26 protein-coding genes and 1 tRNA gene are annotated in these 25,223 nt (G+C 65.1%); 16 read left to right on the top strand and 11 right to left on the bottom strand.

Annotated features, from left to right (window positions below):
* Window positions 1–32: 32 nt before the first annotated feature.
* Entirely contained in the window at window positions 33–1,181 is a 1,149-nt protein-coding gene (gene potA, locus IH615_RS17630; RefSeq protein WP_291363907.1) for a polyamine ABC transporter ATP-binding protein, read from the bottom strand.
* Window positions 1,182–1,231: 50 nt separating this feature from the next.
* Window positions 1,232–2,323 carry a polyamine ABC transporter substrate-binding protein gene (locus tag IH615_RS17625; RefSeq protein ID WP_291363905.1) on the bottom strand — a complete coding sequence of 364 codons (1,092 nt, stop codon included), beginning with the start codon at window positions 2,321–2,323 and terminating at the stop codon, window positions 1,232–1,234.
* Window positions 2,324–2,753: 430 nt separating this feature from the next.
* On the opposite strand from IH615_RS17625, the gene IH615_RS17620 reads away from it, so the two are divergent.
* The 4 genes from IH615_RS17620 (at window position 2,754) to IH615_RS17605 (ending at window position 5,518) form a co-directional block, all read left to right on the top strand.
* Window positions 2,754–3,701, top strand: coding sequence for a pseudouridine-5'-phosphate glycosidase (locus tag IH615_RS17620; RefSeq protein WP_291363903.1), 948 nt, complete (start codon window positions 2,754–2,756; stop codon window positions 3,699–3,701).
* On the top strand, window positions 3,698–4,582 hold the full coding sequence (locus IH615_RS17615) for a carbohydrate kinase family protein (protein ID WP_291363902.1): 885 nt from the start codon (window positions 3,698–3,700) through the stop codon (window positions 4,580–4,582). The genes IH615_RS17620 and IH615_RS17615 overlap by 4 nt, the downstream gene beginning before the upstream one ends.
* Window positions 4,583–4,676: 94 nt before the next feature.
* Window positions 4,677–5,159: a hypothetical protein gene (locus IH615_RS17610; protein ID WP_291363900.1), complete on the top strand. Its 483-nt coding sequence runs from the start codon at window positions 4,677–4,679 to the stop codon at window positions 5,157–5,159.
* Window positions 5,156–5,518 (top strand): DUF1304 domain-containing protein, encoded by a 363-nt coding sequence (locus IH615_RS17605; protein ID WP_291363898.1) that lies wholly within the window; start codon window positions 5,156–5,158, stop codon window positions 5,516–5,518. Before IH615_RS17610 ends, IH615_RS17605 begins: the two co-directional genes overlap by 4 nt.
* Before the next feature lie 138 nt (window positions 5,519–5,656).
* On the opposite strand, the gene IH615_RS17600 is transcribed toward IH615_RS17605, so the two are convergent.
* Window positions 5,657–7,051: a M20/M25/M40 family metallo-hydrolase gene (locus IH615_RS17600; protein ID WP_291363896.1), complete on the bottom strand. Its 1,395-nt coding sequence runs from the start codon at window positions 7,049–7,051 to the stop codon at window positions 5,657–5,659.
* A 146-nt stretch (window positions 7,052–7,197) separates the two neighbouring features.
* Here IH615_RS17600 and IH615_RS17595 point away from each other — a divergent pair, with 146 nt between their 5' ends.
* On the top strand, window positions 7,198–7,980 hold the full coding sequence (locus tag IH615_RS17595) for a FadR/GntR family transcriptional regulator (protein ID WP_291363894.1): 783 nt from the start codon (window positions 7,198–7,200) through the stop codon (window positions 7,978–7,980).
* 30 nt (window positions 7,981–8,010) lie between these two features.
* On the opposite strand, the gene IH615_RS17590 is transcribed toward IH615_RS17595, so the two are convergent.
* From IH615_RS17590 to IH615_RS17575, 4 genes are all read right to left on the bottom strand, one after another.
* The gene (locus IH615_RS17590; protein ID WP_291363892.1) at window positions 8,011–8,823 is read right to left on the bottom strand and encodes a universal stress protein; all 813 of its coding nucleotides are present in this window, start codon (window positions 8,821–8,823) and stop codon (window positions 8,011–8,013) included.
* A 117-nt stretch (window positions 8,824–8,940) separates the two neighbouring features.
* On the bottom strand, window positions 8,941–9,594 hold the full coding sequence (locus IH615_RS17585) for a phosphoribosyltransferase family protein (protein ID WP_291363890.1): 654 nt from the start codon (window positions 9,592–9,594) through the stop codon (window positions 8,941–8,943).
* 171 nt (window positions 9,595–9,765) lie between these two features.
* Window positions 9,766–9,841, bottom strand: a tRNA-Ala gene (locus IH615_RS17580).
* 138 nt (window positions 9,842–9,979) lie between these two features.
* Window positions 9,980–10,984, bottom strand: coding sequence for a Gfo/Idh/MocA family oxidoreductase (locus IH615_RS17575; protein ID WP_291363888.1), 1,005 nt, complete (start codon window positions 10,982–10,984; stop codon window positions 9,980–9,982).
* Between the two features lie 200 nt (window positions 10,985–11,184).
* On the opposite strand from IH615_RS17575, the gene IH615_RS17570 reads away from it, so the two are divergent.
* Together IH615_RS17570 and IH615_RS17565 are read left to right on the top strand one after the other, a co-directional pair.
* Window positions 11,185–12,165, top strand: coding sequence for a zinc-binding dehydrogenase (locus IH615_RS17570; RefSeq protein ID WP_291363886.1), 981 nt, complete (start codon window positions 11,185–11,187; stop codon window positions 12,163–12,165).
* Window positions 12,166–12,326: 161 nt separating this feature from the next.
* Window positions 12,327–12,848 carry an HPP family protein gene (locus tag IH615_RS17565; protein ID WP_291363884.1) on the top strand — a complete coding sequence of 174 codons (522 nt, stop codon included), beginning with the start codon at window positions 12,327–12,329 and terminating at the stop codon, window positions 12,846–12,848.
* Here the strand turns inward: IH615_RS17565 and IH615_RS17560 are convergent.
* Complete coding sequence (locus IH615_RS17560) at window positions 12,839–14,155, bottom strand: SAF domain-containing protein (protein WP_291363882.1); 1,317 nt, start codon at window positions 14,153–14,155, stop codon at window positions 12,839–12,841. The genes IH615_RS17565 and IH615_RS17560 overlap by 10 nt on opposite strands.
* Window positions 14,156–14,386: 231 nt before the next feature.
* Between IH615_RS17560 and IH615_RS17555 the strand changes: the two genes are divergently transcribed.
* The 4 genes from IH615_RS17555 to IH615_RS17540 are packed head-to-tail and all read left to right on the top strand — an operon-like array spanning window position 14,387 to window position 17,995.
* A complete protein-coding gene (locus IH615_RS17555) occupies window positions 14,387–14,677 on the top strand; it encodes an STAS domain-containing protein (protein ID WP_291363880.1) in 291 nt (96 codons plus the stop codon).
* Window positions 14,674–15,042, top strand: a complete 369-nt coding sequence (locus tag IH615_RS17550; RefSeq protein WP_056233101.1) for a response regulator — start codon at window positions 14,674–14,676, stop codon at window positions 15,040–15,042. Before IH615_RS17555 ends, IH615_RS17550 begins: the two co-directional genes overlap by 4 nt.
* 35 nt (window positions 15,043–15,077) lie before the next feature.
* Window positions 15,078–17,453, top strand: a complete 2,376-nt coding sequence (locus IH615_RS17545; RefSeq protein WP_291363878.1) for a chemotaxis protein CheA — start codon at window positions 15,078–15,080, stop codon at window positions 17,451–17,453.
* 53 nt (window positions 17,454–17,506) lie between these two features.
* Window positions 17,507–17,995: a chemotaxis protein CheW gene (locus tag IH615_RS17540; RefSeq protein ID WP_291363876.1), complete on the top strand. Its 489-nt coding sequence runs from the start codon at window positions 17,507–17,509 to the stop codon at window positions 17,993–17,995.
* 94 nt (window positions 17,996–18,089) lie between these two features.
* On the opposite strand, the gene IH615_RS17535 is transcribed toward IH615_RS17540, so the two are convergent.
* From IH615_RS17535 to IH615_RS17525, 3 genes are all read right to left on the bottom strand, one after another.
* On the bottom strand, window positions 18,090–18,896 hold the full coding sequence (locus IH615_RS17535; RefSeq protein WP_291363874.1) for a DUF1206 domain-containing protein: 807 nt from the start codon (window positions 18,894–18,896) through the stop codon (window positions 18,090–18,092).
* A gap of 61 nt (window positions 18,897–18,957) precedes the next feature.
* A complete protein-coding gene (locus IH615_RS17530) occupies window positions 18,958–19,713 on the bottom strand; it encodes a phosphatase PAP2 family protein (protein WP_291363872.1) in 756 nt (251 codons plus the stop codon).
* 133 nt (window positions 19,714–19,846) lie between these two features.
* On the bottom strand, window positions 19,847–20,200 hold the full coding sequence (locus IH615_RS17525; protein WP_291363870.1) for a hypothetical protein: 354 nt from the start codon (window positions 20,198–20,200) through the stop codon (window positions 19,847–19,849).
* Window positions 20,201–20,364: 164 nt separating this feature from the next.
* Here IH615_RS17525 and IH615_RS17520 point away from each other — a divergent pair, with 164 nt between their 5' ends.
* The 5 genes from IH615_RS17520 (at window position 20,365) to IH615_RS17500 (ending at window position 25,189) form a co-directional block, all read left to right on the top strand.
* The gene (locus tag IH615_RS17520; RefSeq protein WP_291363868.1) at window positions 20,365–20,955 is read left to right on the top strand and encodes a hypothetical protein; all 591 of its coding nucleotides are present in this window, start codon (window positions 20,365–20,367) and stop codon (window positions 20,953–20,955) included.
* Between the two features lie 270 nt (window positions 20,956–21,225).
* The gene (locus tag IH615_RS17515; RefSeq protein WP_291363866.1) at window positions 21,226–22,746 is read left to right on the top strand and encodes a methyl-accepting chemotaxis protein; all 1,521 of its coding nucleotides are present in this window, start codon (window positions 21,226–21,228) and stop codon (window positions 22,744–22,746) included.
* 40 nt (window positions 22,747–22,786) lie between these two features.
* Window positions 22,787–23,635 carry a protein-glutamate O-methyltransferase CheR gene (locus IH615_RS17510; protein ID WP_291363864.1) on the top strand — a complete coding sequence of 283 codons (849 nt, stop codon included), beginning with the start codon at window positions 22,787–22,789 and terminating at the stop codon, window positions 23,633–23,635.
* Window positions 23,632–24,681: a chemotaxis response regulator protein-glutamate methylesterase gene (locus IH615_RS17505; RefSeq protein WP_291363862.1), complete on the top strand. Its 1,050-nt coding sequence runs from the start codon at window positions 23,632–23,634 to the stop codon at window positions 24,679–24,681. The genes IH615_RS17510 and IH615_RS17505 overlap by 4 nt, the downstream gene beginning before the upstream one ends.
* A 118-nt stretch (window positions 24,682–24,799) precedes the next feature.
* Window positions 24,800–25,189, top strand: coding sequence for a response regulator (locus tag IH615_RS17500; RefSeq protein WP_056233086.1), 390 nt, complete (start codon window positions 24,800–24,802; stop codon window positions 25,187–25,189).
* The last annotated feature ends 34 nt before the right edge of the window (window positions 25,190–25,223 follow it).

Genomic DNA, 25,223 nt, shown 5'->3' with positions numbered 1-25,223 from the left:
ACAAGAGCCGATGCACATGTGCGAATGGTACATCATACCGTCAGCACCGATCCGGCATTGTCGGCCCAGGAGACATAGACCACCTCGTCCCAGGTGATGGCGTCGGGGTTGCCGCGGATGGAATTGGTTTGGCTGACGCGGACGCGTTTGCCGCTGTCGAGCGCCACCTGGTAGAGGCTCATGTCGCCCAGATAGGCGATGTCTTCCACCATGCCCTTGGTGACATTGGCGCCGAACTGGCCTTCCGGCTTGTCGCGGCTCACATGCATCTTTTCCGGGCGGATGGCCCACCACAGGATCTGGTCGGGGGCGCAGTCGACGCCGTGGCCGACATAGATATCGCAGCCCAGTTCCGCCGAGCGGATGCGGACGTGGTCGGGCTCGTCCTCGGTCACCACGCCTTCGACCATGTTGGCCGAGCCGATGAAATTGGCGACGAATTTTGAATTGGGGAATTCATAGATGTCGGTGGGCTCGCCGATCATGGCGATCTCGCCCTGGTTCATCACCCCGATGCGGGTGGCCAGCGTCATGGCTTCCTCCTGGTCGTGGGTGACCACGATGAAGGTGACGCCCAGGCTTTCCTGGATCTTGACCAGCTCGAACTGGGTCTCCTCGCGCAGCTTCTTGTCGAGCGCGCCGAGCGGCTCGTCGAGCAGCAGCAGCTTGGGGCGCTTGGCAAGGGCGCGGGCCAGGGCGACGCGCTGGCGTTGGCCGCCCGAGAGCTGGTGCGGCTTGCGCTTGCCATAGTCCTGGAGCTTCACCAGCGCCAGCAGCTCGGCGACGCGGGCGGCAATCTCTGCCTTGGGCATGTGGTCGCGCTTGAGGCCATAGGCGATGTTCTGCTCCACATTCATATGCGGGAACAGGGCATAGGACTGGAACATCATGTTGACGGGGCGGTTATAGGGCTCCACGTGCGTCATGTCCTGGCCATCGATCTCGATGGTGCCCGAGGTCGGCTGCTCGAAGCCGGCCAGCATGCGCAGCAGTGTCGATTTGCCGGACCCCGAACCACCCAGGAGGCAGAAAAGTTCGCTCTTGTAGATGTCGAGCGAGACGTCGTTGACCGCCGTGACATCACCGAATTTCTTGGTGACGTTCCTGATCCGCACGAATGGCTTCGCCTTGGGATCGCGCCAGGGGCGAGTGTCGACGGCGAGCTGCGGTTTCTTGGCCATTGCGGACTCTGAAAGGCTGAAGGGGCGGCTGATGCCGCCCCTTGGAAAACTTACTGGCCGGTTTTGATGCGGGTCCAGGTGCGGGTCAAGACTTCTTCGAAGGCCGGGTCATGCGCGCCCATGACGAAGGCCTTGGCGATGGTTTCGGCGGGCGCGTAGATGCCGGGGTTGGACTTGACTTCCTCGTCGACGAATTCAAGCGCCGGCAGGTTGGGGTTGGCGTAGAACACGTAATTGGTGATCGCGGCCACGACCTCGGGCTCGAGGATATAGTTGATGAACTTGTGGGCGTTGTCGGGATGCGGCGCATCCACCGGAATGGCGAGGAAGTCGAACAGGGTCGCCGCGCCTTCCTTGGGAATCACATACTGGATCTCGACGCCCTGGCCGGCAGCGGCGGCAGCATCGGCAGCGATGAAGATGTCGCCCGAATAGCCCAGGGCGACACAGGTTTCGCCATTGCCCAGGTCATCGATATACTGGGACGAGTGGAAGTAGCGGATGAACGGCTTGACAGAGTTGAGCAGTGCCTCGGCCTTGGCCAGGTCTTCCTCGCTCTCCGAATTGGCGTCGAGGCCCAGATAGTTGAGGGCGATGCCGACCACTTCGGAGGGGCTGTCGAGCAGGCTGATGCCGCAGGAGGCGAGCTTTTCGGCGAATTCGGGCTTGAAGATCAGGTCCCAGCTATCGGTCGGCGCCTCGGCGCCGAGGATTTCGGTGACCTTGGCGACATTGTAGCCATAGCCGATGGTGTTGATCATATAGGGCACGGCATGGGCATTGTCGGGGTCCTGGCCGGCAGCGGTCGCCATCACGGCCGGGTCGAGATTGCCCAGATTGGTCAGCTTGGACTTGTCGAGCGGCAGGATCAGGCCGGCCTGGATTTGGCGCTCGAGGAAGTTGCCTGATGGCACCACGATGTCGTAGCCGGAATTGCCGGCCAGGAGCTTGGCATCGACGATCTCGTTGTTGTCATAGACGTCGTAATTGACCTTGATGCCGGTCTCCGCCTCGAAATTGGCGATGGTGTCCTCGGCAATGTAGTCGGACCAGTTGTAGACATTGAGCACGGCCTCTTCCTGGGCCAGCGCCGGGCTGGCGACCATCAGTGCGCCGAGGGCAAGTACGAGCGACTTGTTCATCTGGGTTGAGCTCCTTCGGAAAGTTTAGTCTTGGTGTTGCAGCGCCGAGGGCGCGGCAGGTGCCGGCCGCGCGATGCGCGGAAATCAGCTGCGGGCGCTCATCTCTGAGTGCCCGGATCGTCAGATCCGGTCCGACATGCTGGTACGGGAAAACAGCGCTCGGAAGCGCAGGGCAAATCGGCAGGTCCCGGCCCGGTGCCGGGCGCGTATCGATCGCCGCGCAGGGCGGGATCAACAATGATGGTCTGCAGCGAAGTGCCCTTTCCACGCTGAAGTTTTATGAGGGCAACCTAGAGCCAAAATGCAGGGGCGACAAGCGTCGGGGACGGAAGTTTTCGCGGGTATTGACGCCATCCGCCAACAAGGCGCAAAACCCGCGGCAACGGGGCCGCACCGGCCTCAAACCGACATCATACGAGCGAGTGATCACATGACCGCCAAGGCCTATCTTTCCATCAGCCCCGAGGTGAAAAAGGCGCTCGCCGAGGGCAGGCCGGTGGTGGCGCTGGAATCGACCATCATCACCCATGGCATGCCCTATCCGCAGAACCTCGAAATGGCCACCAATGTCGAGGCCGTGATCCGCCAGCATGGCGCGGTGCCGGCAACGATCGCCATCATGGATGGCCGCTTCTGCGTCGGCGTTTCGGGCGAGGACCTGGAGCGCCTGGCGCTCGAGGGCGGCAAGGCGGCCAAGGCGTCGCGCCGCGATGTCAGCGCCTTGCTGGTCAAGGGCGTCATTGCCGGCACCACCGTCGCCACGACCATGCAGATCGCGGCCCTGGCCGGCATCCATGTCTTTGCCACAGGCGGCATTGGCGGGGTGCATCGCGGCGCCGAGGAGACCTTCGACATTTCCGCCGACCTCGAAGAGCTGGGTCGCACGCCGGTTGCCGTCGTCTGCGCCGGGGCCAAGTCGATCCTCGACATCGCCAAGACGCTCGAAGTGCTCGAGACCAATGGCGTGCCTGTTATCGGCTATGGCACCGACGAGTTCCCCGCCTTCTGGGCGCGGCAGAGCGGCCACAAGGTCGATCACCGCTTCGACGACGTCGCCGACATTGCCCGCGTGGTGACGATGCAGACCGATCTGGGACTGGGCGGCGTCCTGGTCGCCAATCCCATCCCCGAGGCCGACGCGCTCGACCCCGCTGCCATTGAGGCGCGCATCGCCGAAGCCATCCGTGGCGCCGAGCAGGAAGGCGTGTCGCGCAAGGATCTCACCCCGTTCCTGCTCAAGCGCATTTTCGAGCTCACCGACGGCAAGTCGCTGGTGTCCAACATCGCGCTGGTCGAAAATAACGCCAAGGTGGCGGCCCAGATTGCCGCGGCCATGGCGGCGCGAGCCACCCCCAGGCCGGCTGTCCGCCGCGCATGAGGAGCAGGGTTCTCGTCGTCGGCGACGTGATGACCGATGTCATCGTGGTTCCTGAGGGTCCCATCGTCAAAGGCAGCGACCGAAGGGCCACGGTGCGCAGCCGCCCCGGCGGCTCGGGCGCCAACCAGGCGGTGTGGCTGGGGGCCATGGGCGCCAATGTGGTGTTCGCGGCGCGGGTCGGGGCTGCCGACAAGGCGATGTATGAGAACTATTTCCGCGGGCTGGGCGTCGTGCCGGTGCTGGCGGGCGACAAGGAGCAACCCTCGGGGGTGCTCGTCACCATTGTCGATCCAGATGGGGAACGCAGTTTCCTGACCGATCGCGGCGCCAATCTCAATCTGTCGCCCGATGACCTGCCCGCGAGCCTGCTCGATGAGATCGGCATGGTTGTCGTCTCGGGCTACAGCTTTTTCGCCCCCGGGCCGCGAGCGGCGGTGCAGGGCCTGCTGGCGGAAGCCAGGGCGCGCGGCATCGCCGTGGCGGTGGATCCGGCATCGGTGGGATTCCTGGTCGAGGTCGGACCGGCGCAGTTTCTGGGCTGGACCGAGGGTGCCGACTGGATATTCGCCAATGAGAGCGAAGCCGAGGCCCTGACCGGCGTGGCTGGCTACGAGGCACAGATGCGGGCGCTGGGCGGGCGGTTTGCCAATGTCGTGATCAAGCGGGGACGCCTGGGCGCTGCCCTGGGCGGGAGCGATGGCGTCCGGGTCCTGCAGCCGGCGCCTGTCGTGACCGTCGTGGATTCCACCGGGGCGGGAGATGCGTTCGCGGCTGGGTTCATCGCGGCGCTGCTGGCAGGCGAGGACGAGACGGCCGCGCTGGCCACGGGCATTGCGGCGGGGGCCAAGGCGGTGCAGTCGATCGGTGGGCAGCCGGCATAGGCCTCTATCCGCCCGCCGCAATTGCGACCTATCCGCCAGCCAGCTTGCCCGCCACCGCCACGGCGTGGCATCACCATATCAGCGGAGACATCACATGAAGCGCTTGCTCGCCATTCTCGCCACCAGCCTCGTGCTGACCATTCCCGTCCTGGCCGATGGCAAGATCTATGTGCAGCTGCCGGACCTGTCGGACATCAGCGGCGCCGAGGCCGAGAAATTCCTCGGCGAGGTGGTGCTGGCCAATGTCATCTCCTCCAATTGTCCCGACTTCGCGGTCACCGACGAGGAATGGTCACTGCTGACCGATTCCGCCGACATGCTGGCGCGCGAGCAGCTGGGCCTCAGCGTCGATGACTATGACAGCCAGTATTACGGGCCGGCCTTTGCGGCTCTCGACAAGGCTGATGCCTGTGCGACACATGGGCCGGATGTGCAGCCTGTTATCGACCGGCTGATCGAGCTGGGCGGCTCGCGCGAGGCGCTGCCCGATCAGGATGCGGCTTACCAGGCCGAGCAGGCGCGGCAGGCATCGTGGGATGCCGGCGCCCAAACCCCACGAAAGACCAAAACCAAATGAGTATCGTCGCCGTCGTCCTTGTCGCCCTCGTGGCGCTGCTGCACCTTTACATACTGGTCCTCGAAATGTTCCTGTGGACCGATCCGCGCGGCCAGAAGGCCTTCGGGACGACGCCGGAATTCGCCCAGCAGACCAAGGTGCTGGCGGCCAATCAGGGTCTCTATAACGGGTTCCTGGCGGCGGGCCTCATCTGGTCGGTGCTGCATCCGCAGCCGGAATTCGGCTGGCAGATCGCCATGTTCTTCCTTGCCTGCGTCGCCGTGGCCGGCATCTATGGCGCGGCGACCGCCAGCCGGAAGATCGTGTTCATCCAGACCGTGCCGGCAGTGATCGCGATGCTGGCGGTGATGTATCTGTAGGGCGGGTTCCCGCGCCAGCAACCATCGTCATCACCCGGCTCGTCCGGGTGATCCATTCATCCAAGCGTGTTGACGGATCGATTGCCCGGACAAGCCGGGCAATGACGACAATGGGGAATCGGAGCCAGCTGTAGGCGACTAACCCGCTAGGCTCGCCAGCACCCGCACCCAGCTGCGGATGCCGCGGTGATAGCTGTCGAGGTCGTATTTCTCATTGGGCGAGTGGATCTGGTCATCGACATGGGCGAAGCCGATCAGCAGCGTATCGAGGTCGAGAATGCGCTTGAAGTCGCCGGCCACTGGAATAGAGCCGCCCGAGCCGGTGATGACAGCCTGCTTGCCCCATTCGCCGGACAGGCCATCCAGCGCCCGGCGCAGATGCACGCCGTCTGATGGCACGGTGATGGCGGGCGAGCCGCCATGGGCGTGGAATTTCACTGAGCAATCGGCCGGGACCATGGCTTGGACATGCTTGCGGAAGGCGGCGCGAATCTTGTCGGGCTGCATGCCGGAGACCAGCCGGAAGGATATCTTGGCGCTGGCCTTGGCCGGGATGACGGTCTTGAAGCCATCGCCGGTATAGCCGCCGATCATGCCGTTGATTTCGCAGGTCGGCCGCGCCCACAGCATTTCGAGCACGCTGCGGTCCTGCTCCCCGGCCGGGACCGAGAGGCCCGCCTCGCCGAGGAACTTGGCCTGGTCGAAGCCGAGGCCGGCCCATTGCGCCTTGAGTTCGGGACTGATTTCGGCCACGTCGTCGTAAAAGCCCGGGAGGGTCACGCTGCCATCGGGCGCGCGCAGGCTGGCGATGATTTCGGCCAGCAGCTGGTTGGGGTTGCGCGCCGCATTGCCGAACATGCCCGAATGGAGGTCCTTGTCGGCGCAGGTGATCTCGATTTCCTCGGCGACGAGGCCGCGCAGCATGGTGGTGATGGACGGGGTCTGGCGGTCCCACATGTCGGTGTCGCAGACCAGCGCGATGTCGGCGGCAGCCAGTTCGGCGCGATTGGCCTCCATGAAGGGTGGCAGGTTCTTGCCGCCCGATTCCTCCTCGCCCTCCAGCATCAGCGATACCCGCACCGGCAGGGCGCCCGTCACCGTCTTCCAGGCGCGGCAGGCTTCGATGAAGGTCAGCATCTGGCCCTTGTCGTCCGATGCGCCGCGGGCCACGATGATCTGGCGGCCACTGGCATCGGTCTTGAGCACGGGCTCGAACGGGTCGGTATGCCAGAGTTCGATAGGATCGACCGGCTGCACATCATAGTGGGCATAGAACAGCACATGCGGGCCGGCCTGCTCGGGGCCATGCGCCACGACGACCGGATGGCCCGGTGTCGGCCGCGCCGCGGCGTCAAAGCCGAGGCCCGTGAGTTCGGCGGCAATCCAGTCGGCGGCGCGCCGGCACTCGGCGGCATAGGCCGGGTCGGTCGAAATGGACTTGATGCGCAGCAGCGCGTAGAGCCGCTCGAGGCTCTGGTCGAGCCCGGCATCGACATGGGCGAGTACGGCATCAAGGTGGCTGGTGGTGGTCATGCAGGTGATTCCCTTTTTGCCGCTACACTCGCCGCCGCTGGGTGCCCTGTCCAGCACCGGTTGCGGTGGGGGCCAGCGTCGGATAGTTCATATAGTAACACTAATGCGGCCAGGGCTGGCTGCGCCGAAGGGCAGGGGGTGCCGTCATGGCCACGCGTGAGACGCCGGAAAGGACGACAGGCGATCTCATCGCCTCCATCGCCGGTCGCGTACCGATGCGGAACCTGCACTCGCAGGTGCTCTGGCAACTGGGCGTCGCCATGGTGCGGGGCGACTATCCGGAGGGCTCCATCCTCCCCTCCGATACCGAATTGCTGGCGCGCTTTTCCGTGTCGCGCACCGTGCTACGCGAGGCGCTCAAGACGCTGGCGGCCAAGGGCATGATCGAGGCGCGGGCCCGTATCGGCACCCGCGTGCTGCCGCGGCAGCGCTGGAACCTGTTCGATTCGGACGTGCTGGCCTGGCATTTCGAAACCGGGCCCGACGTCGAGCTGCTGCGCAGCCTTGCCGAAATCCGTATCGGCGTTGAAGTGGAATCGGCGGCGCTGGCCGCTGCCCGCCGCACGGACGAACAGGCCGAGGCGCTGCTGGCCTGCGCCGGCCGCATGGGGGAAGCCAGGACCGCCGAGGAGTTCGCGCGCACCGACCTGCAATTCCACCGCACCGTGGCGGAAGCGTCGGGCAATCCGTTCATGGCCTCGATCAGCGCCCTGGTCGAACTGGCGCTGACGGCCGCCTTCACCATCAGTTCGCCCGTCGAGGACGAGGCCGCCATGCGGGCCACGGTGCGGGCGCATGGCCGCATTGCCGAGGCGATCAAGGCCGGCAATGCCGACGAGGCGCGCCTGGCCATGAAGGCCGTGATCACCGAGGGCTTCGGCCGCGCCGCCGGTCGCATGGCGGTGACCGAGCCAACCCAGAAGGGCTGATCAGGCGTACAAGCCCGACAGCCCCGGTTATTAGCGGGCCATGAAAACCGGGATTTCCGCGCTGGACAGCACGTGGCGGGTCGCGCCTCCCAATATCCATTCGCGGAACCGCGAATGGCCATAGCCACCCATGACCAGCAGGTCGGCTCCGATCCGGCGTGCTTCTCCGAGCAGGGCATCCCCCGGGCCCTCCATGCTCGCCTCGATCGTGCCGATCACGGCCGCGATGCCATGGCGGCTCAGATGGCGGGCGATATCGCCGCCGAACTCAACCTCGCTTTCCTCCCCGATCGAGACGACGACGACCTGGGTCGCTGCCTTGAGGAGAGGCATGGCCTCGGCGATGGCCCGGGCCGCTTCGCGGCTGCCATTCCAGGCGACCAGGATGGTCCCGAAATTCTTGGGCGCCACGCCCTTTGGCGGGACGAACAGGCAGGCCCGACCCGAACCGAACAATACCGATACTTCCATGTGGACTTCGTCTGCCGGGTCCCCGTAAGGACGGGTGGCGACGAACAGGTCGGCCGTGCGGGCCTCGGCCGCAAGAGCCTGTCCGGCGGTGCCCGACAAGACGTCGAGCTGGCGTACATCATTGGGTAAACGCAGGCGCTCGAAACGCTGGGCAAGCCGCTGCAGGGTCTCCGCGGCCCGAGCATTGGATTGTTCGTACCACACGTCCATTCCGACCATCCCGGCAGAATAGGCGCCGACGACCTCGGGAAGCACATGGACATAGAGGCCCGTCACATGTGCTTCGAAGCGCTCGCCGACAGTCTCGGCATAGGCAAGGCGAACTTCGTCCTCAACCGATCCGGTGAGATGAACCACGATATCCTTGAACAATTCAGGCTCCCTTCAGACGCTGTTGCTGCTGGACGGAGGGTACCGGCGCTCGCCGGAGGACCAGCTCATGCCGGTAGCATAGCTGTTCCGGGGCCGCGGGTTTTGTCCTGGATCAAATCAGGATCGCTTCGCTGATCGCGCCGAAGCCAGGGCCTGCAGCACCGCTTCATCGGGAACCTGCCCGAAGTCGTCATAGTAGAGGCCGATGGCCCCGAATGCCTCATGCGTCTCCAGGCAGATGACGTCGTCGGCCTCGCCCCGCAGGGTGCGCAGCACATCGGGAGCGGCGACGGGCACCGCCACCACGATCCGGCGTGGATGCTTGATACGCAGGGCGCGGATGGCGACGCGGATCGTGGCGCCGGTGGCAATGCCATCATCGACGACGATGAGTGTGCGATCGGCCAGAACCGGGAATGGTCGTTGCCCGAGGTAGCGCTGCCGCCGCCGATCGATTTCCGCTAGCTCCCGGTCGCGTATCGCTGCGAATTCGGACTCGGAGACCCGGGCCATGGCAATGACGTCCTCGTTGCGGAGGGTGACGGGCTCGCTGCCATCCACAACGGCGCCCATTGCCAGTTCGGGCCGCCGGGGCACGCCGATCTTGCGCACGATCAGCAGTTCAAGCGGCGCATCGAGCGCGCGGGCGACCTCGGCGCCAATCGGCACGCCGCCCCGGGGCAGGGCGATGACCACGGGGCGATCGTCCCGGAACATCTGCAGCGCCCGAGCCAGTCGCTCTCCGGCGTCCTTGCGATCGTGGAACGGCATGACGACCCCCCTGCACCGCATTGTCCAGACCTGGCTGGTGCAAGCACTAAAGCCTGCCGAGCGGCGCAGGTTGTTGATGTGCATCAAGAGGCCGGTGACGACCGGCGCGCGCATTCACGGTCGCACACTGCGTGAGAGAGAAGCGCGAAGCCGATTTCACAGAGTCGGAAATGGTGGAGCTGAGCGGGATCGAACCGCTGACCTCGTCATTGCGAACGACGCGCTCTCCCAACTGAGCTACAGCCCCGTTCCGACGGTGGTGATATGGACAATATCACGCCCGAGGGCAAGGGGGATCGTTGATCCCCCGCGCGGCTCCCAGCCAGACCGGGCGGGAGGCGGCGAGGCGGTTTCCCTGGCCGGATCGGGTAGAGCGGGCGCGCGCCTAGACCGTCGCCCATCCCCCCGTTTTCTCGCTTTCGAATATGGCATCGATCACCTTCATGCTGGCGATCGCATCCTCGATGCCCCAGGGCAGCGGCTTTTCGCCGAGCACAGCCAGGGCGAAGGCCTCGGCCTGTTCGGTATATTGATCGACCGAAGGCAGGATTTCGCGGCGGGCCAGCGAGCCGTCAAAGGGGGCGCCGGTATCGATGGTGATGGCCGTGCGCTCATCGGCCGGGGCGTTGAAGGGGATGATGATTTCGAGCTTGGCCTTGCTGCCCAGCACCTGGACGCGCTGGTGCCCTGTCGTCTGGGTGGAGCAGATGAAACTGAGCTGCCGGCCGGCGCCGAAATCGGCAAGGACGCTGGCGAGGCGATCGGTGCCGAAATTGGCATCGCGCTCGACCAGCGAGACCACGCGCTTGGGCTCGTCTTCGAACAGGTAGCGGGCCGCCGTGATCGGATAGCAGCCGATATCCATGATGCCGCCACCGCCGATATCGGCCTGGTTGCGCACATTGGCCGGGTCGGCGTTGAAATAGGTGAAGACCGCATTGATGGCGCGGACCTCGCCCAGTTCGCCCGAGCGAATGATCTCTCGCGCCCGCTGCCACTGGGGATGGAAGCGGACCATGAAGGCTTCGAGCACGATCCGGTCGGGCGGGCACTGACGCAGGGCCTCGGCGTCGGCGGCGCTGAGCGCGATCGGCTTTTCGCAGAGCACATGCTTGCCGGCCTTGGCGGCGGCCAGGGTCATGGGCACATGGAGGTGATTGGGCAGGGGATTGTAGATGGCGTCGATATCGGGATCGGCGAAGAGTTCTTCATAGGAGCCATAGGCCTTGGGGATGCCGAGCTGGGCCGCGGCCACCTGCGCCTTGCCCAATTGGCGCGAGGCGATGGCGACGACCTCGGAATGGGGGGACTTCATGATCCCGGGCGTGACCTTCTGCATGCCTATATTGGCAGTGGACAGAATCCCCCAGCGGACTTTCTTGGTGCTCATTACCGTCTCCCGTGTTGGCAGCAGACTTAGCGGGGCATGGCGGGTTTGGCTAGTATGGAAGAAGTGCGGAAGCGCCGCCTGGAGGCGTGCCGCTGTGCGATGACCTCCCGGCGGGAAGGCATCGATCTCGGTGGGATGGTTGACTGGGTGCGGCGTCGGTCTATCTAGAGGCAACTCCGACTCTGACGAAAGTGGCCGCGATGCGCAGTGCAATTTATGAGACTTTTGGCCCGCCGCAGCAGGTGCTCCATAGCGCCGAGCGCGACAAGCCGGTCGCCGGACCGGGCCAGGCACTGGTGCGCATGGTGCTGTCGCCGATCCACAACCACGACCTGGCGACCATTGCCGGCAATTATGGCTTCAAGCCATCGCTGCCGGCCGTGCCGGGCACGGAGGCGGTCGGGGTGGTCGAGGCGTTGGGCGCCGGTGTCACCCATCTTGCGGTGGGCCAGCGCGTGGCGGGTGGGGCCGCCGAGACCTGGGCCGAGTATTACCTGGCCGATGCGCAGCGGCTGGTGCCGGTGCCTGACAGCGTCAGCGACGAGACGGCATGCCAGCTGGTGTCGATGCCGCTGAGCGCCAAGATGCTGCTGGTCGACCTGCAGCTCCAGCCGGGCGACTGGATCGTGCAGAATGCCGGCAATGGCGCGGTGGGCAAGCTGGTGGCGCAGTTCGGCCCGCAGCAGGGGATCAACGTGGTGAGCCTGGTGCGACGCGACGCCGCCGTGGCCGAACTGGCGGCGCTGGGCATCGGCAATGTCGTTTCCACCGAAAGCGCGGGCTGGCAGGATCGGGTGCGGGCGATTACCGGGGGCGCACCCATCGTGCGGGCCGTGGATTCGCTGGGTGGCACAGGCGCCGACCAGGTGGTCGAGGTGGCGGCGCAGGGCGCCGAACTGGTGAGCTTTGGCGCGATGACCGGGGCGCCGATCACGCTGACGCCGGCGCAATTGCTGTTCAAGGGGCTGACGGTGCGCGGCTTCTGGGGTGCCAAGCCCAGGCTGGCGGGCGAGGTGATCGGCCGGCTGCTGGGGGAACTGGTGGCCAGCGCCGCCAAGGGTGAGCTGATGCTGCCGATCGAGGCCGAATTCCAGATAGCCGACGTGGCCAGGGCGGTGGCCGCCAGCGGCGAGCCGGGGCGCAAGGGCAAGGTAGCAATCCGTGGGATGGCGCGCCGCTAGGCAACGGCGCGCGTCAGATCCAGCCGAACATCTTTCCTGCACTGGCCGTGCGGGCACGGCCCCGATGAGTGAGCGATGGTGGGGTGGCACCCAGGCCTGCGCAGGCGTGGGATGCGTTCGGGTGGCTTTCGCCGGGCTGCGGAGGCAGGTAGCGTGTGGTCATGCTTGCACTGATCGCCCGTTTCATCGCCCGGCACGAACCTCGCAGCGACTGGCGGGTGCATGCCAAGTCGGCGGCGGCGACGGCGGCCAGCGTCACGCTGATCGGCTGGCTGTCGGCGATGACGGGCCTGCCACTGCTATTGGCCCCGCTGGGACCGACGGCGTTGGTGATCTTCGGCCAGCCGCAATCGACCAATGCCCAGCCCATCAACATCTTTGCGGGCTACTTCATCGGCACGACATTGGCGGTGCTTGCCATGTCCGTGGTGCCTGAGCCGTGGTGGCTGGCGACGCTCTGCGTGGGCCTGGCCATGCTGATCATGCTGGTGCTGCGGGTGACGCATCCACCCGCAGCAGCGGTGCCGCTGCTGGCCTATACAGGCCCGGTGGAGCCACTGGTGCTGTTTGGCGTGCTGTTCGTGGCCTGCGCCTTGCTTGTCGCGCTGGGGGTCGTGGTGCATCGGCTACCGCCCCGGGGGCGCTATCCGCTGCCGCTGATCCAGGAAATCGATCAGGAATAGCCCAGCATGCGATCCTGGGCCTGGCGCAGGGCGAAGAGCCGCGTCGTGGTGTCGGGCGTGCAATTGGCCAGGGTGAGCAATTCGCCCTTGGCGATCGCCGTGGTGGTGCGGCCGCCCTCGAGCAGGCCGACCGGCACAGCTCCGGCTGCGCGGCTATCGGTCACGGTCATGGTGTAGCTGCGATAGCAGGTTTCCCCGATGGCATCGAGGCTCTCTCCAGCCTTGAGATCGCGCTTGGCGACGGCGCAGACTTCGGCGACCGGATGGGGCAGCGGCACCATGTCGGGCTTGCCGTAGAGCATGACGCGGGCGCAGGTCAGCGGGACTTCGAGGCTGGTCAGGTGGTAGGGCCGGAAGAAGCTGTAATAGGGGCCATGGCCGATATGGAGATCGTCCATGCGCTCGATGATGCGCGGATGCTCCGCCTTGACGATGACGAAGACGCCAGGCGCGACGCCCTTGCCGACGGTGAAATCGACGACGCCCATTTTGTTCAGGATGCCGCCATCCGCCTTGGGGATCAGCACCCTGGCCATGTCGTCGCGATCGGCCTTGGGGCCGTGCATGCCCGGCACGTCGGGGACGAGCCCGGTGGCATTGGCGATCGCGCACATTTCCACCATGGTCTTACTGCCATCGACAAACTCGACCAGCATGCGCGGGTTCATGTTCCGGCGGGTGGCTTCCTCGCGATAGTCGTCGGGCACGGCATCATGCTTGAGCGGATTGTTCTTGCCCTTGCCGGCGGCAACGATGGGCAGGCCGAGGGCGGAGACGAATTCGATCAGCTCCATGCAGGAGCTGGGTTCGTCGCCGGCGCCGACGGAATAGACGACGCCGAGCCGGTCGGCCTGGGCCTTGAGATAGGGGCCGATGGTGACGTCGGCCTCGACGTTCATCATCACCACATGCTTGCCATGCTCCATGGCGGTGAGATCGTAGTCGGCGGCGACACCGGGCTTGCCGGTGGCATCGATGACCACGTCGATATTGGGGGTGGTGACCAGGGTTTCGGCCGAGGTGATGGCAATCTTGCCGGCCTCGATGGCTGCCAGGGCCTGGGCCGGGCTGTCGGCGACCTTTCCCCTAGAATCCTCGCCATAGGCGATGGTCATGGCGTCGAGCGCGGTATGCGGCCGGCGGGTGGCGATGGCCGCCATTTCGATGCCGGACATCAGCGACATCTGGGTCACCAGGTCCGTGCCCATTTCGCCCGAGCCAATGACGCCCACGCGGATGGGCTTGCCTGATGCGGCGCGGGCGGCAAGGTCGCGGGCAAGGCCGGTCAGGGCTATTGAGGTGGTCATGGCAGGTCCAACGCGAAGAAGCGTGCTTGGGTTACCCCCCTCCCCATTGGCAAGCAAGAGAAAGTGCAGTGGGCGCGCGACACTGCGATTTCAGACGTCGCCCTCAGGATCGGTGCGCTGAATCGCGCCAGTGGTGTGATTTCGCCCCCGAAGGGAGCCGCGTTTAGGCTTCTTAAACCGTTCCCATGGAAAGTGGGGCTTGGAGAGAACTCCCGGGGGCATGCATTCGCAATGGTCAGCCAGGCCAAGAAATCCGTCGCTTTGCCAGCGGTCATCGATCTTGACTCGCTGGACGGCATTCGCGACGGCCTGATCGACGCCATCGAGGAGGGGCCGGTCACGGTCACGGCCGGTGCAGTCGAGCGCGTGTCGACCAATGCGCTGTTCATGCTCATCAGCGCGGCGGAAGCGGCGCGCAGAAACCATTTCGACTTCGCTATTGAGCAGCCAAGCGCGGCCCTTATGACCGCGATCGAGCGCCTGGGTCTCAGCACCCAGTTTTCAGGGATGATCAGAGGATGACGACTTTGCGGGTTCTGACGGTGGACGATTCGAGGACCATCCTCGCCATGCTGCATCACACCCTCTCCAATGCCGGGTTCGAGGTGCTGCAGGCCGAAGACGGCAAGCAGGGGCTCGATGTCCTCAAGACCGAGACGGTCGACGTGGTCATCACCGACATCAACATGCCGGTCATGGACGGCATCGAGTTCATCAAGAATGTGCGGGCGACGGGCAACCACCAGAGCCTGCCCATCCTGATCCTCACCACCGAGACCAGCCAGGACAAGCGCGACCAGGGCAAGGCGGCCGGCGGCACCGGCTGGATCGTCAAGCCCTTCGATCCCGAGAAACTGATCTCGGTCATCCACCGCGTCGTGCACTAACCAGAGACTTACCCAGAAGGGTTGGACGTGTCCGCATGAGCGATCTCGACGACTTCAAAGCCACCTATTTCGACGAATGTTCCGAGCTGCTGACCGAGCTCGAGGAGCAGTTCGCGGCGATCGAGGCGGGCGAGCGCGATGCGGACCGGCTCAATGCGGTGTTCCGCGCCATTCACTCGATCAAGGGCGGCGCCGGTGCCTTCGGCTTCTCGGCGCTGGTCGGCTTTGCCCATGCCTATGAGACGCTGCTCGACTATGTGCGGGATGGCCGCATCGAGATGAGCGACGACGTGGTGGCGCTGTGCATCCGCGCCAACGATATCGTGGCTGATCACGTCAAGGCCGCCCAGACCGGCGAGCCGCTGCCGGCCGATTACGGCATGGATGAAAAGGAACGTTTCGACGCCCTGGCGCGCGGCGATGCCGCGCCCGGCGACGACGAGGGCGGTGATCCGCTCGAGGAGTTCGACATCGAATTCACGCCGGTCATGGTGAACCTGGATGCGCCGCAGGCTGCGGCGGCCGGTGAAGCCCCGGTGGACGATGCCTTCGAGGCGTCCCCCATGCAGGTCGAGCCGGGCCATTGGGAAGTGCGCTTCACGCCGCACCGGGCGCTCTATGCCCGCGCCAACGACCCCCTGCTGCTGTTCCGCGAGCTGGCTGCGCTGGGCGAAATGCATGTCCGCGCGGTGCTGGAAGATATCCCGCCGCTGGCCGATTTCGAGCCGTTTGCCGTCTATTGCTCGTGGGAGATCACGCTGATCTCTCCCGCCCTCACCGAGGCGATGATCCGCGAGGTCTTCGAATTCGTCGAGGGCGACTGCGATATCGCGGTGGTCCAGCTGGGTGGCGCCGCAGTGGGGTTCGATATTCCGCCCGCCGCCGAGCCGGCTGCGGCCAAGCCGAGTGCCAAGGCCATGCTTGCCGCCAACCAGGAGCCCGATCCGGCCGACCTGCTGGCGCTGGCCGATGACGAAGTGGCAAGCCTGCTCGATTTCGACGTGGCGGCACCTGCTGCGCCACAGCCGGCCTTTGCGCCGGAGCCGGAAGCCGCGCCCGTCAGCGCCCAGGACAGTTTTGAGCAGGCACCCGGCCTGAGCTTTGCCGAACTGGCCGAGACCATCCAGCCAAGCCCCGTGGCACGGCCGGCCGCTCCGGCGGCCACGCCGCTGCGCGCTGCAACGCCGACCGCCCCGAGCGAAGGCGAAGAGAGCGGCGGCAATCGCAGCAATGGCGTGCAGTCGATCCGCGTCGATCTCGACAAGGTGGACCGCGTCGTCAACATGGTGGGCGAGCTGGTCATTACCCAGTCCATGCTCACCCAGCAGATGGATGAGACGCTGCGGGCGCGCTACACCGAACTGGTGCGCGGCCTCGAAGTGCTGGCGCAGACGACGCGCGGGCTGCAGGATTCGGTGATGGCGATCCGTGCCCAGCCGGTGAAGTCGGTCTTCTCCAGAATGCCGCGCCTGGTGCGCGAGCTGGCGACCAAGACCGGCAAGAAGATCAAGCTCGAGACGATCGGCGAGAATACCGAAATCGACAAGACGGTGATCGAGCAATTGTCCGATCCGCTGACGCACATGATCCGCAATTCGGCCGACCACGGCATCGAGACGCCGGACAAGCGCCTGGCGCGCGGCAAGAGCGAAACCGGCACGATCCGGCTTTCGGCCGAGCAGGCTGGTGGCAATATCCTGATCATCGTCGAGGACGATGGCGCCGGCATCAACCGCGAGCGCGTGCTGCAGGTGGCGCGCGACAAGGGCGTGGTGGCGCCGGACGTCAACCCGACCGAGGAACAGATCGACCAGCTGATCTTCGCCCCCGGTTTTTCCACGGCAGAAGCCCTCAGCGACATTTCCGGCCGCGGTGTCGGCATGGATGTGGTGCTGAGCAACATCAAGAAGATCGGCGGCTCGGTGCATGTGCGGAGCTGGACGGGCAAGGGTACGCGCATGACGCTGCGCCTGCCGCTGACGCTGGCGGTGCTCGACGTGATGCTGGTCAAGGTCGGCGAGTCGCCCTATGTGGTGCCGCTCTCCTCGATCGTGGAAACCATTCAGTGCTCGCGCGCCAGCTTCGAGCGGGTGCCGTCGGGCGGGCAGGTGCTGCAGGTGCGCGGCGAATATGTGCAGGTCATCGACCTGGCCAGGCGCTTCGAGATGGTCACCGAGACGGATCCGGAAAACCGGTTCGTGGTGCTGTGCGAGGCCGAAGGCTCGGCCAAGGTGGCGCTGATCGTGGACGACATCATCGGCCAGCAGCAGGTGGTGATCAAGTCGCTGGAAGAGAACTTCGAACGGGTGGACGGCATTGCCGGCGGCACGATCCTGGGCGACGGCAATGTCGCGCTGATCGTGGACGTGCAGGGCCTCAAGACCACCATCGTTCACAAGAATGCGGCCTGACAGCCGAATTGTAATGCGTAACCGTCCAGAACAGGCGGTAGAAAGGCAGTAAAATGGAAGCGCTCGGTTTGCGTGACGACATGGGCGACAAGTCGGCCATCGCCGCCCAGAATTCCCTGCAGTTGATCGCCTTCTCGATCGGCGAACAGACCTATGGCGTGGAGATCACCACGGTGCGCGAAATCCGCGCCTGGAACGGCGCGACGCCGCTGCCCAATACGCGTGAATTCGTGCGCGGCGTGATCAACCTGCGCGGCACGATCGTGCCGATCTTCGACCTCCGCGCCCGCTTCGGCGATGGCCAGACCTCGCCCACCAAGAACCATGTCGTGGTGGTGATGAGCGTGGGCGACAAGTGGGTCGGCATTCTGGTCGACGCGGTCAGCGACATTCTCACCGTGTCGCGCGACGACATCCACAATGTGCCGGAAGGCAATTCCATCGACACCGAACTGCTCAACGGCATCGTGACGCATGACAGCCGCATGGTCGGGCTGATCGACCTGCATGCCGTGGTCAGCGGCGCCAAGATGGATGGCTAGGCGGACCAGCCGGTCCTGACGACTGCGACATCGGAAAAGGCGCCCTCGGGCGCCTTTTTCGTTTCAGGCGAAGGGATGCCATTGAGTTGGCTCATCATGCCGGCTTCAACCTGGCCGTGGATGGCGCATTGATGGAGCGGTAGCGCGCTTCGATCAGGCCATAGGCGCCGAAGGCGACAAGGCCCAGGGCGATGAGCCCATAGAGCCAGCGGCCGAATGGCAGGCTGTGGACATAGTCCAGCGCTTCGGCGGTGCCGCCGGCATGTTCGGGTGAGACCGTCCAGGCGGCGTAGAACAGGAAGCCGCCGATGATCAGCAGGACTACCCCGCGGGCGATGAGGCCGAACTTGCACACTTTTTCCATCCAGGACCGGTGCGCATGCGGCAGCGAGAGCCGCTTGCGATAGCCATCGGTGGCGCCGTACCAGATCTGTATGGCACCCGCGGCCAGCACGCCGCAGGCCACCAGTCCGAGGAGAAACGCGCCGAAGGGTTGCTGGATCAGCCATGCGGAGGCTTTCTCCTCTCCGTTGCCGCCCCCCGCGCCGCCGCCATTGATGGCCAGGCGGGCGGCGGTGAGCATCAGGAAGAGGTTGACGCCGGCACTGACCAGTTGGCCGGCGCGGGCCAGGACGCCCTTGGCATCGTCCCCCACGCCATCGGCGTCAAGCAGGCCCTGGGCCAGCTTCCACAAGACATAGCCCAGCAGACCAAAGGCAATGAGGCCGACCAGCACCCGCCCGAAAGGCAGGTCGAGCAGGCCCGACAGCGCGCCCGACGTGTCCTCCGAACCGCCGCCCCAAAGGGCTGAGGTCAGGGCCAGTGCCCCCAGCAGGAGGTAGACAACGCCGCGCGCCGTGTAGCCGGCACGTGCCAAGGTTTCCAATCGATTATGCTGCATAAATACTGCCTCCAGGAGAGGCACTTGCAACGCCGGGAAACGTCGTACGTTCCCCGCCGCCCTAGTTTGCGGGACTGGCGCCCTCGCTGTCCTGCCCGGCGGGACGATCCACTGAACCGCGGCGCTGCAGCACGATGGCGACGCTGCTGCACAGCAGGGCCCAGGCTGAGCCCAGACACCAGCCGGCAAGAATATCGCTGGGGTAGTGAACCCCCATATAGAGGCGACTCAGTCCGACCAGCAGAGTGAGCAACAAGGCGCCGCCAAGGCTGAGGACCTGCAGGCGTCGGGTCGGCGCAAAGCGGGCCAGCAGCGCGCCAAGCGTCAGAAAGGTGACAGCGGACAGCATGGCGTGGCCGCTGGGAAAGCTCGCGGTGAACTGCTCGGACATGGTGGTGAGGTCGGGTCGCGGGCGATTGTATCCCATCTTGAGGATCGTACTGAGCAGGGTTCCGCCCAGCACCGACACCAGCACGAACAGGGCCGCCGACCGCATCCGGGCCAGGTACAGATAGGCGCAGACCGCCAGCACGATCAGGCCAAGCAGGGAAAAGCTGCCGAGCGCGGTGATATCGCGCACCATTTCGTGCATCCAGGGAGGGCCGATCACCAGATCGGGATTGGCGGGGTCGCGGAACATCAACAAGATGGAGCGGTCGAACGCCTCCATCTCGCCCTCGATCATTTCATCGGCGATCTGCAGGAAGGCCAGGATCAGCCCGCTGACGACAGCCAGCGCCATCAGCAGGGGGGCCTCCGCCACCACAAAGGAGGCGAGCTTGCGGGGGTGCAGGGACCGGGGCAGGCGGTTGAGCATGGCTTCTCCTTAGCGCGCTACGGAACGCCCCTGGGGAGGCCGCGTTCCACCGCGTCGTCGGAAAATGGCCCAGCAGGTTCAAAAACGAAACAGGCGTCTTGCGACGCCCTCGATCTACGCGGCAGTGCGGTGCCTAGAACAGTTCGGCGTCGCCGTGGCTCTGATGGGCGGCGATGCCTGACAAAGAGGGGACGCGCAATTCGTCGAGCGTCAGGCTGGACCAGATCTCGTCATAGACGCTGTCAGGGGCATTGGAGGGCAGCAGGGCAAACTGGCGCACGGCCAGCGCCATATTGTGGCAACGCTGCTCGATACGGTCCTGCCCCTGCATGGCAGTGACGATCATCTGTACGGCTTCGCGGATGGACGCGTCCTTGGTCAGGTTCTTGTCGGCGAGCAGTTCAAGCGCTTCCGTGATGCCTTCTAGCATCGACGCGGTCTGGCGCGCCGTCTCATCGAGTTCTCTCGCGAGTTTCTGCAGTGACATAAAGATAGATCCTAGCCCCGTTCAGACCACCCTATCCCAGTATTTCTAAAGCTCTTCTTGCCGATTTTTGGAGGGCCGCATCACTGTGTCGGCGTGGTTAGCGATTGGCTAACGAGTTTTCCCTTAGGATCGCCCCAATGGCACGTTAAGGTAGCACGACGACAATGGCACTGCCGAATTCTCTACCGCCCGAGTTTGACCGTGGGGTGGTTACCACCGTGCATCAAGGCGACTGCCATGTCTCGGACGCTAGTGACCTGACCTACTCCACCGTGCTGGGTTCGTGCATTTCGGCCTGCGTACGCGACCGGGTGGCCAATGTGGGCGGCATGAACCATTTCCTGCTGGCGGAGCAATCCGGCTCGGCCAAGGATCGCTATGGCGCCTCGGCCCGCTACGGCGCCTTTGCTATGGAACAGCTCATCAACAAGGTGCTGAGCAAGGGAACGGGCAAGAAGGCCAATCTCGAAATCAAGGTCTTCGGGGGCGGCAAGATCAATTCATCGCTCGATGATGTCGGCCGCAAGAATATCGAATTCGTGCGCCAGTTCCTGGCCGATGAAGGCTATGTCGCCATGAGCGAGGACCTGGGTGGCAATTATGCCCGCCGGGTGCTGTTCAAGCCCCATTCCGGCCGCGCCTTCGTCAAGCGACTGGACAGCGACGCCGGCGATAACGTGGCGCGCGAAGAAGCCGCAATCGCCAAGCGCCGCATCGTGGTGCCGGCGCCGGTGGACGATATCGAACTGTTCTAGTCTTGCTGTAATTGCGCTGGCGCCGCCTGCATTGGGCCGCTCGCCGCGCGCCCGGTGCTCGCGTAGTTCTTGCGCTGCGCTAGGGTTCGCGAGCCGAGAGGCATGTTTCGCAAATCGGCGCCCCGAAATGGGACAAATGTTCAGACTGTGACAATCAGGCTTACCGAAGTCTTACGCCGGGCCAAGGCTTTATAGACTTGATTAACCATTGCCCGCGTAAAGTCCGGCCATGTCGGAATCGCATCTACTGATTTGTGAATCGGGCGCATCATGCCGAATCTGCGGCTAGCGCTGATCATCACCGGACTATGGCTCGCCAGCATGGTTCTGGCCGCCGGGCTCATGGTCGCGCTCGGTACCGGCCCTGCCTGGCAGGGGAGCGTCGCGGGCCTGGTGCTGGCGGCGCTGATCGGGACCGTCTTCGTTGCGGCGCGACGCGACCGGCAGGACAGTGCCATGCTGGCTTCGGTGGCCCTGGCCGCCGGGCTCTGCGACAAGGCCGGAGAGACATTCACCATTGCCGGCATCGTAGCGCGGCTGGGCAAGCGCCTTGAAAAGGCTCATCATTTCAAGAGTGCCATTGCCGTAATGCACCAGCCGGCTGTGGTCGTGGACGACAATGGCCTGATCCTTGTGGCCAGCGCCGGCGCGTCAGCGCTGGTGAAGGGCACTGTCGAGGGGGCCACGCTGGACCAGCTGTTCGGCGCCGGCTACCTGGCCGCCGGTGGCGGGGCGCCAGAGGAAACCATGATCACGCTAGGCATGGGCCGGTTCACCGTCAGGCGCCGCTCCATCGCGGCCGGACGCTACCTGCTCGAGCTGGTGCCGGCCGGCAGCTACATCGAGGACGATGATCTGGACGCTTTCGCCGGAGCGCTGGCGGGCGGGCAGACCGGGTTCCGCTTCGAAACCCGTGCCGCCGCGACCCATCCGGCCCTCGCCGCCCTCAACACGGGCCTTGCCACCCTCGATAGCGGCCTGCGGCAGCTCGAAGGGCTGGCGGCGGGCAGCGGGGAGATGCCCGATGCGCTCGACGGCCCGCTGGGCTCGCTGGCAAGGCGGCTGCACGACTTCATCGGCGCCATGCTCGAAAAGCTCGACGAGGAACGTGATGCTCGAGCAGGGCTTGAGGAGCGCCTGGCGGCGGTGGGAGGCCTGCTCGATGGCTTCGAGCGAAAGGCGGCCCACTATGGCGCACTGGCCGCTGCGGGGCGGGACGATGCGGGTGCGACCGGCAGGGCATTGAGCGAGGGTGGCGGACGCCTGCGCCAGGCGCAGGCGATGAGCCGCGAGGCGCAGCAGCTGGTGGGCGAGGCGGAGCTGGCCGTGCGGCGCACCCATGCGCTGGTGGGCGAGATCGACCAGATGACCCACGAAATCGACACGATGGTCCAGGCCATTGAAGATGTTTCCTTCCGCACGAACCTGCTGGCGCTCAATGCGGCGGTGGAGGCGGCGAGGGCCGGAGAGAAGGGCGCCGGCTTCGCCGTGGTGGCCGACGAGGTGCGCCAGTTGGCACAGCTGACCAATCGCTCGGCCCGCGATATCCGCGGCGTCGTCAAGCGCGGCAGGGCGCAGTCGGAGACGGGCGTGAACGAGGCGCGGGCGCTGCAAAATATGATTGCCGGGCTCGATCTGCATTTACGCAATCTAAGCAATGAAACCGATATGGTCGCAGCGACACTGGACGAAGGTGATGTGGCGCTCCGGCGCCTCACCGGGCGGATGGCGTCGTTCGGCGAGGCAGAGGAGACCGTTCTGGTACCTCCAGCGCGGCGGGCGCACGCCTGAAACCGGGCCTGCGAACCGGTTGGCAATTGGGGTAAGCCGCATGGAACAGGGAGAAATCTCCCTCAGCGACCGTGAGTTTTCGCGGATCAAGAACCGGGTCTATCAGGTCGCCGGGATCTCGTTGAGCGATGCCAAACGAACGCTGGTGATTTCGCGGCTGAGCAAGATCGTGCGGGCACTCGGCCTGCCGGGTTTTGATGCCTATGTCGATTATCTGGAGCGTGGCGGCTCGGCCCAGGACGGGCAGGACTTCGTCAATGCGCTCACCACCAACCTGACGCGCTTCTATCGCGAGGACCACCATTTCGAGCATCTGCGGTCCTATGTGGGCGCGCTGATCGCCGAAAAGCCGCGCGGTACGCGCTTGCGCCTGTGGTCGGCCGGCTGCTCGACCGGGCAGGAGCCCTATACGTTGGGCATGGACCTGCTGGCGGCCTTTCCCGAGCTCAAGCGCTGGGACTTCAAGATCCTGGCCACCGATATCGACACCGCCGTCATCGCCAAGGCGGCGCGGGGCGTCTATCCGGAAAACGAGCTCAACGGCCTCAGCGCCGAGCGCGCGCGCCATTTCGAAAAGACCGGCGACGGCAGCATTCGCATCCCGGCTGCAGTGCGCGAGCTGGTCTCGTTCAAGCCGCTCAACCTGATCGGGCCGAACTGGCCGATGAAGGGGCCGTTCGATGCCATCTTCTGCCGGAACGTGGCGATCTATTTCGACAAGCCCACGCAGGGCGAAGTCTTCGGGCGGCTGGGCAAGCTGCTGGCGCCGGAAGGCTTCCTCTATATCGGGCATTCCGAAAATCTCGGCTCGGGCGGCGAGGGATTCCGCCTGGTCGGCAAGACCATCTATCAATCCAAGTTGAAACTCAGCAAACGAGAAGCAGCATGAGCATCAAGGTCCTGGTCGTCGACGATTCGGCGCTGATCCGTGAAGTGCTGTCGCGCATGCTGACGCGCGACGCCGATATCGACGTGGTGGGCACGGCGATCGACCCGAACGATGCGCGCGAAAAGATCAAGCAGCTCAATCCGGATGTGGTGACGCTCGACATCGAAATGCCCGGCATGAACGGGCTGCAGTTCCTCGAGCGGCTGATGCGCCTGCGGCCGACGCCGGTGGTGATGGTGTCGACCCTGACCAAGAAGGGGGCCAGCGAGACGCTGCTGGCGCTCGAACTGGGTGCCGTGGATTTCGTGGCCAAGCCGAGCGCGGAAGCCGAGGGTGGTATCGAGGCCTTCGGCGCCAACCTGCGCGACAAGATCCGCGCCGCGGCAAAATCGGATGTGCGCGGGCGCTCCACGGGTCGCGCCGAGGCCCCCAAGATCGCGGTCAAGACCGCGGCTGCCCCGGCTGGTGCGCTGATCGCCATCGGCGCTTCCACCGGTGGGGTCGAGGCGATCCGCGCGGTGCTCGCCAACATGCCGGTTGACTGCCCGCCAATCGTCATAGCGCAGCACATGCCGGCCGGGTTTACCAGCCGCTTCGCGGCGCGGCTCGATGAGGTCTGCGCGCTCAGGGTCGTGGAAGCGGAAGACCGCATGCCGCTGCTGGCGGGTCACGCCTATGTGGCGCGCGGCGACTATCACCTGCGGGTCGAGCGTTCATCGGGTCAGCTCAAGACCCGCCTCACCCATGACGAGCTGGAAAGCGGACACCGTCCCAGCGTCGATGTGCTGTTCGAATCGGTGGCCAAGACCGTAGGCGCCATGGCTGTCGGGGCGATCCTGACCGGCATGGGCCGGGACGGGGCGCGCGGCCTCAAGCTGATGCGCGATGCCGGCGCCTATACGGTTGGCCAGAGCCAGGCCTCGGCCCTGGTCTATGGCATGCCGCGGGTGGCGTTTGAGGAAGGTGCGGTGGTGGAACAGGCGCCGGTCGAGGCCATCGCGGCCCGGCTGGCCAATGCGCTGGTGCGACTGAAATCGGCCGCATGAGGCGCATCGCGCACAATGCCAAGTCCCAGGTTGAGAGATTTGTAACGCTTGTTGCCTAGTGTTTCGGGAGAAGAATTGGGGTTCCCGGACCCCACGCGCCAGAAGGTGAAATACGACCATGCCTAAAGCCAGCGCAGTCAGCGTCCTCATTGTCGACGATCAGCAGTCCATGCGCGGTATCTGCAAGTACATCCTCACCCAGCTCGGCTTCAAGGACATCATCGAGGCCAAGAGCGGTCGCGATGCCCTGGGCAAGCTCGAGAAATCCAATGTCGACCTGATCATTTCCGACTGGAACATGGAAGACATAGACGGGCTGACGCTGCTCAAGGTCATCCGCAAGCATCCGCGCACCCAGGCCATGCCCTTCATCATGGCGACGGGGCGCTCGGACAAGGAACAGGTCAAGGAAGCCATTTCCTTCGGCGTCAACAATTACATCATCAAGCCATTCGACGCCTCGACCATGAAGAAGCGCATCGAGGCGGTGATCGGCGCGCTGAGCTGAGAGACAGCCAGCTAATGCACACAAAGGCCACCCA

The sequence above is a fragment of the Devosia sp. genome, assembly GCF_014860165.1.
In the GTDB taxonomy this organism is placed as follows: Bacteria; Pseudomonadota; Alphaproteobacteria; order Rhizobiales; family Devosiaceae; genus Devosia.
Note: the sequence above shows the minus strand (reverse complement) of the source record. Positions and strands in the feature narration are given on the sequence as shown.

Bases quoted from the DNA above. Each gene is read 5' to 3' on its own strand.
- IH615_RS17545 (WP_291363878.1), top strand. From the start codon at position 15,078: ATGAGCGATCTCGACGACTTCAAAGCCACCTATTTCGACGAATGTTCC.
- IH615_RS17535 (WP_291363874.1), bottom strand. From the start codon at position 18,896: ATGCAGCATAATCGATTGGAAACCTTGGCACGTGCCGGCTACACGGCG.
- IH615_RS17625 (WP_291363905.1), bottom strand. From the start codon at position 2,323: ATGAACAAGTCGCTCGTACTTGCCCTCGGCGCACTGATGGTCGCCAGC.
- IH615_RS17620 (WP_291363903.1), top strand. From the start codon at position 2,754: ATGACCGCCAAGGCCTATCTTTCCATCAGCCCCGAGGTGAAAAAGGCG.
- IH615_RS17605 (WP_291363898.1), top strand. From the start codon at position 5,156: ATGAGTATCGTCGCCGTCGTCCTTGTCGCCCTCGTGGCGCTGCTGCAC.
- IH615_RS17615 (WP_291363902.1), top strand. From the start codon at position 3,698: ATGAGGAGCAGGGTTCTCGTCGTCGGCGACGTGATGACCGATGTCATC.
- IH615_RS17595 (WP_291363894.1), top strand. From the start codon at position 7,198: ATGGCCACGCGTGAGACGCCGGAAAGGACGACAGGCGATCTCATCGCC.
- IH615_RS17610 (WP_291363900.1), top strand. From the start codon at position 4,677: ATGAAGCGCTTGCTCGCCATTCTCGCCACCAGCCTCGTGCTGACCATT.
- IH615_RS17550 (WP_056233101.1), top strand. From the start codon at position 14,674: ATGACGACTTTGCGGGTTCTGACGGTGGACGATTCGAGGACCATCCTC.
- IH615_RS17520 (WP_291363868.1), top strand. From the start codon at position 20,365: ATGGCACTGCCGAATTCTCTACCGCCCGAGTTTGACCGTGGGGTGGTT.
- IH615_RS17575 (WP_291363888.1), bottom strand. From the start codon at position 10,984: ATGAGCACCAAGAAAGTCCGCTGGGGGATTCTGTCCACTGCCAATATA.
- IH615_RS17560 (WP_291363882.1), bottom strand. From the start codon at position 14,155: ATGACCACCTCAATAGCCCTGACCGGCCTTGCCCGCGACCTTGCCGCC.
- IH615_RS17505 (WP_291363862.1), top strand. From the start codon at position 23,632: ATGAGCATCAAGGTCCTGGTCGTCGACGATTCGGCGCTGATCCGTGAA.
- IH615_RS17500 (WP_056233086.1), top strand. From the start codon at position 24,800: ATGCCTAAAGCCAGCGCAGTCAGCGTCCTCATTGTCGACGATCAGCAG.
- IH615_RS17600 (WP_291363896.1), bottom strand. From the start codon at position 7,051: ATGACCACCACCAGCCACCTTGATGCCGTACTCGCCCATGTCGATGCC.
- IH615_RS17565 (WP_291363884.1), top strand. From the start codon at position 12,327: ATGCTTGCACTGATCGCCCGTTTCATCGCCCGGCACGAACCTCGCAGC.
- IH615_RS17515 (WP_291363866.1), top strand. From the start codon at position 21,226: ATGCCGAATCTGCGGCTAGCGCTGATCATCACCGGACTATGGCTCGCC.
- IH615_RS17555 (WP_291363880.1), top strand. From the start codon at position 14,387: ATGGTCAGCCAGGCCAAGAAATCCGTCGCTTTGCCAGCGGTCATCGAT.
- IH615_RS17570 (WP_291363886.1), top strand. From the start codon at position 11,185: ATGCGCAGTGCAATTTATGAGACTTTTGGCCCGCCGCAGCAGGTGCTC.
- IH615_RS17530 (WP_291363872.1), bottom strand. From the start codon at position 19,713: ATGCTCAACCGCCTGCCCCGGTCCCTGCACCCCCGCAAGCTCGCCTCC.
- IH615_RS17525 (WP_291363870.1), bottom strand. From the start codon at position 20,200: ATGTCACTGCAGAAACTCGCGAGAGAACTCGATGAGACGGCGCGCCAG.
- potA (WP_291363907.1), bottom strand. From the start codon at position 1,181: ATGGCCAAGAAACCGCAGCTCGCCGTCGACACTCGCCCCTGGCGCGAT.
- IH615_RS17585 (WP_291363890.1), bottom strand. From the start codon at position 9,594: ATGCCGTTCCACGATCGCAAGGACGCCGGAGAGCGACTGGCTCGGGCG.
- IH615_RS17540 (WP_291363876.1), top strand. From the start codon at position 17,507: ATGGAAGCGCTCGGTTTGCGTGACGACATGGGCGACAAGTCGGCCATC.
- IH615_RS17510 (WP_291363864.1), top strand. From the start codon at position 22,787: ATGGAACAGGGAGAAATCTCCCTCAGCGACCGTGAGTTTTCGCGGATC.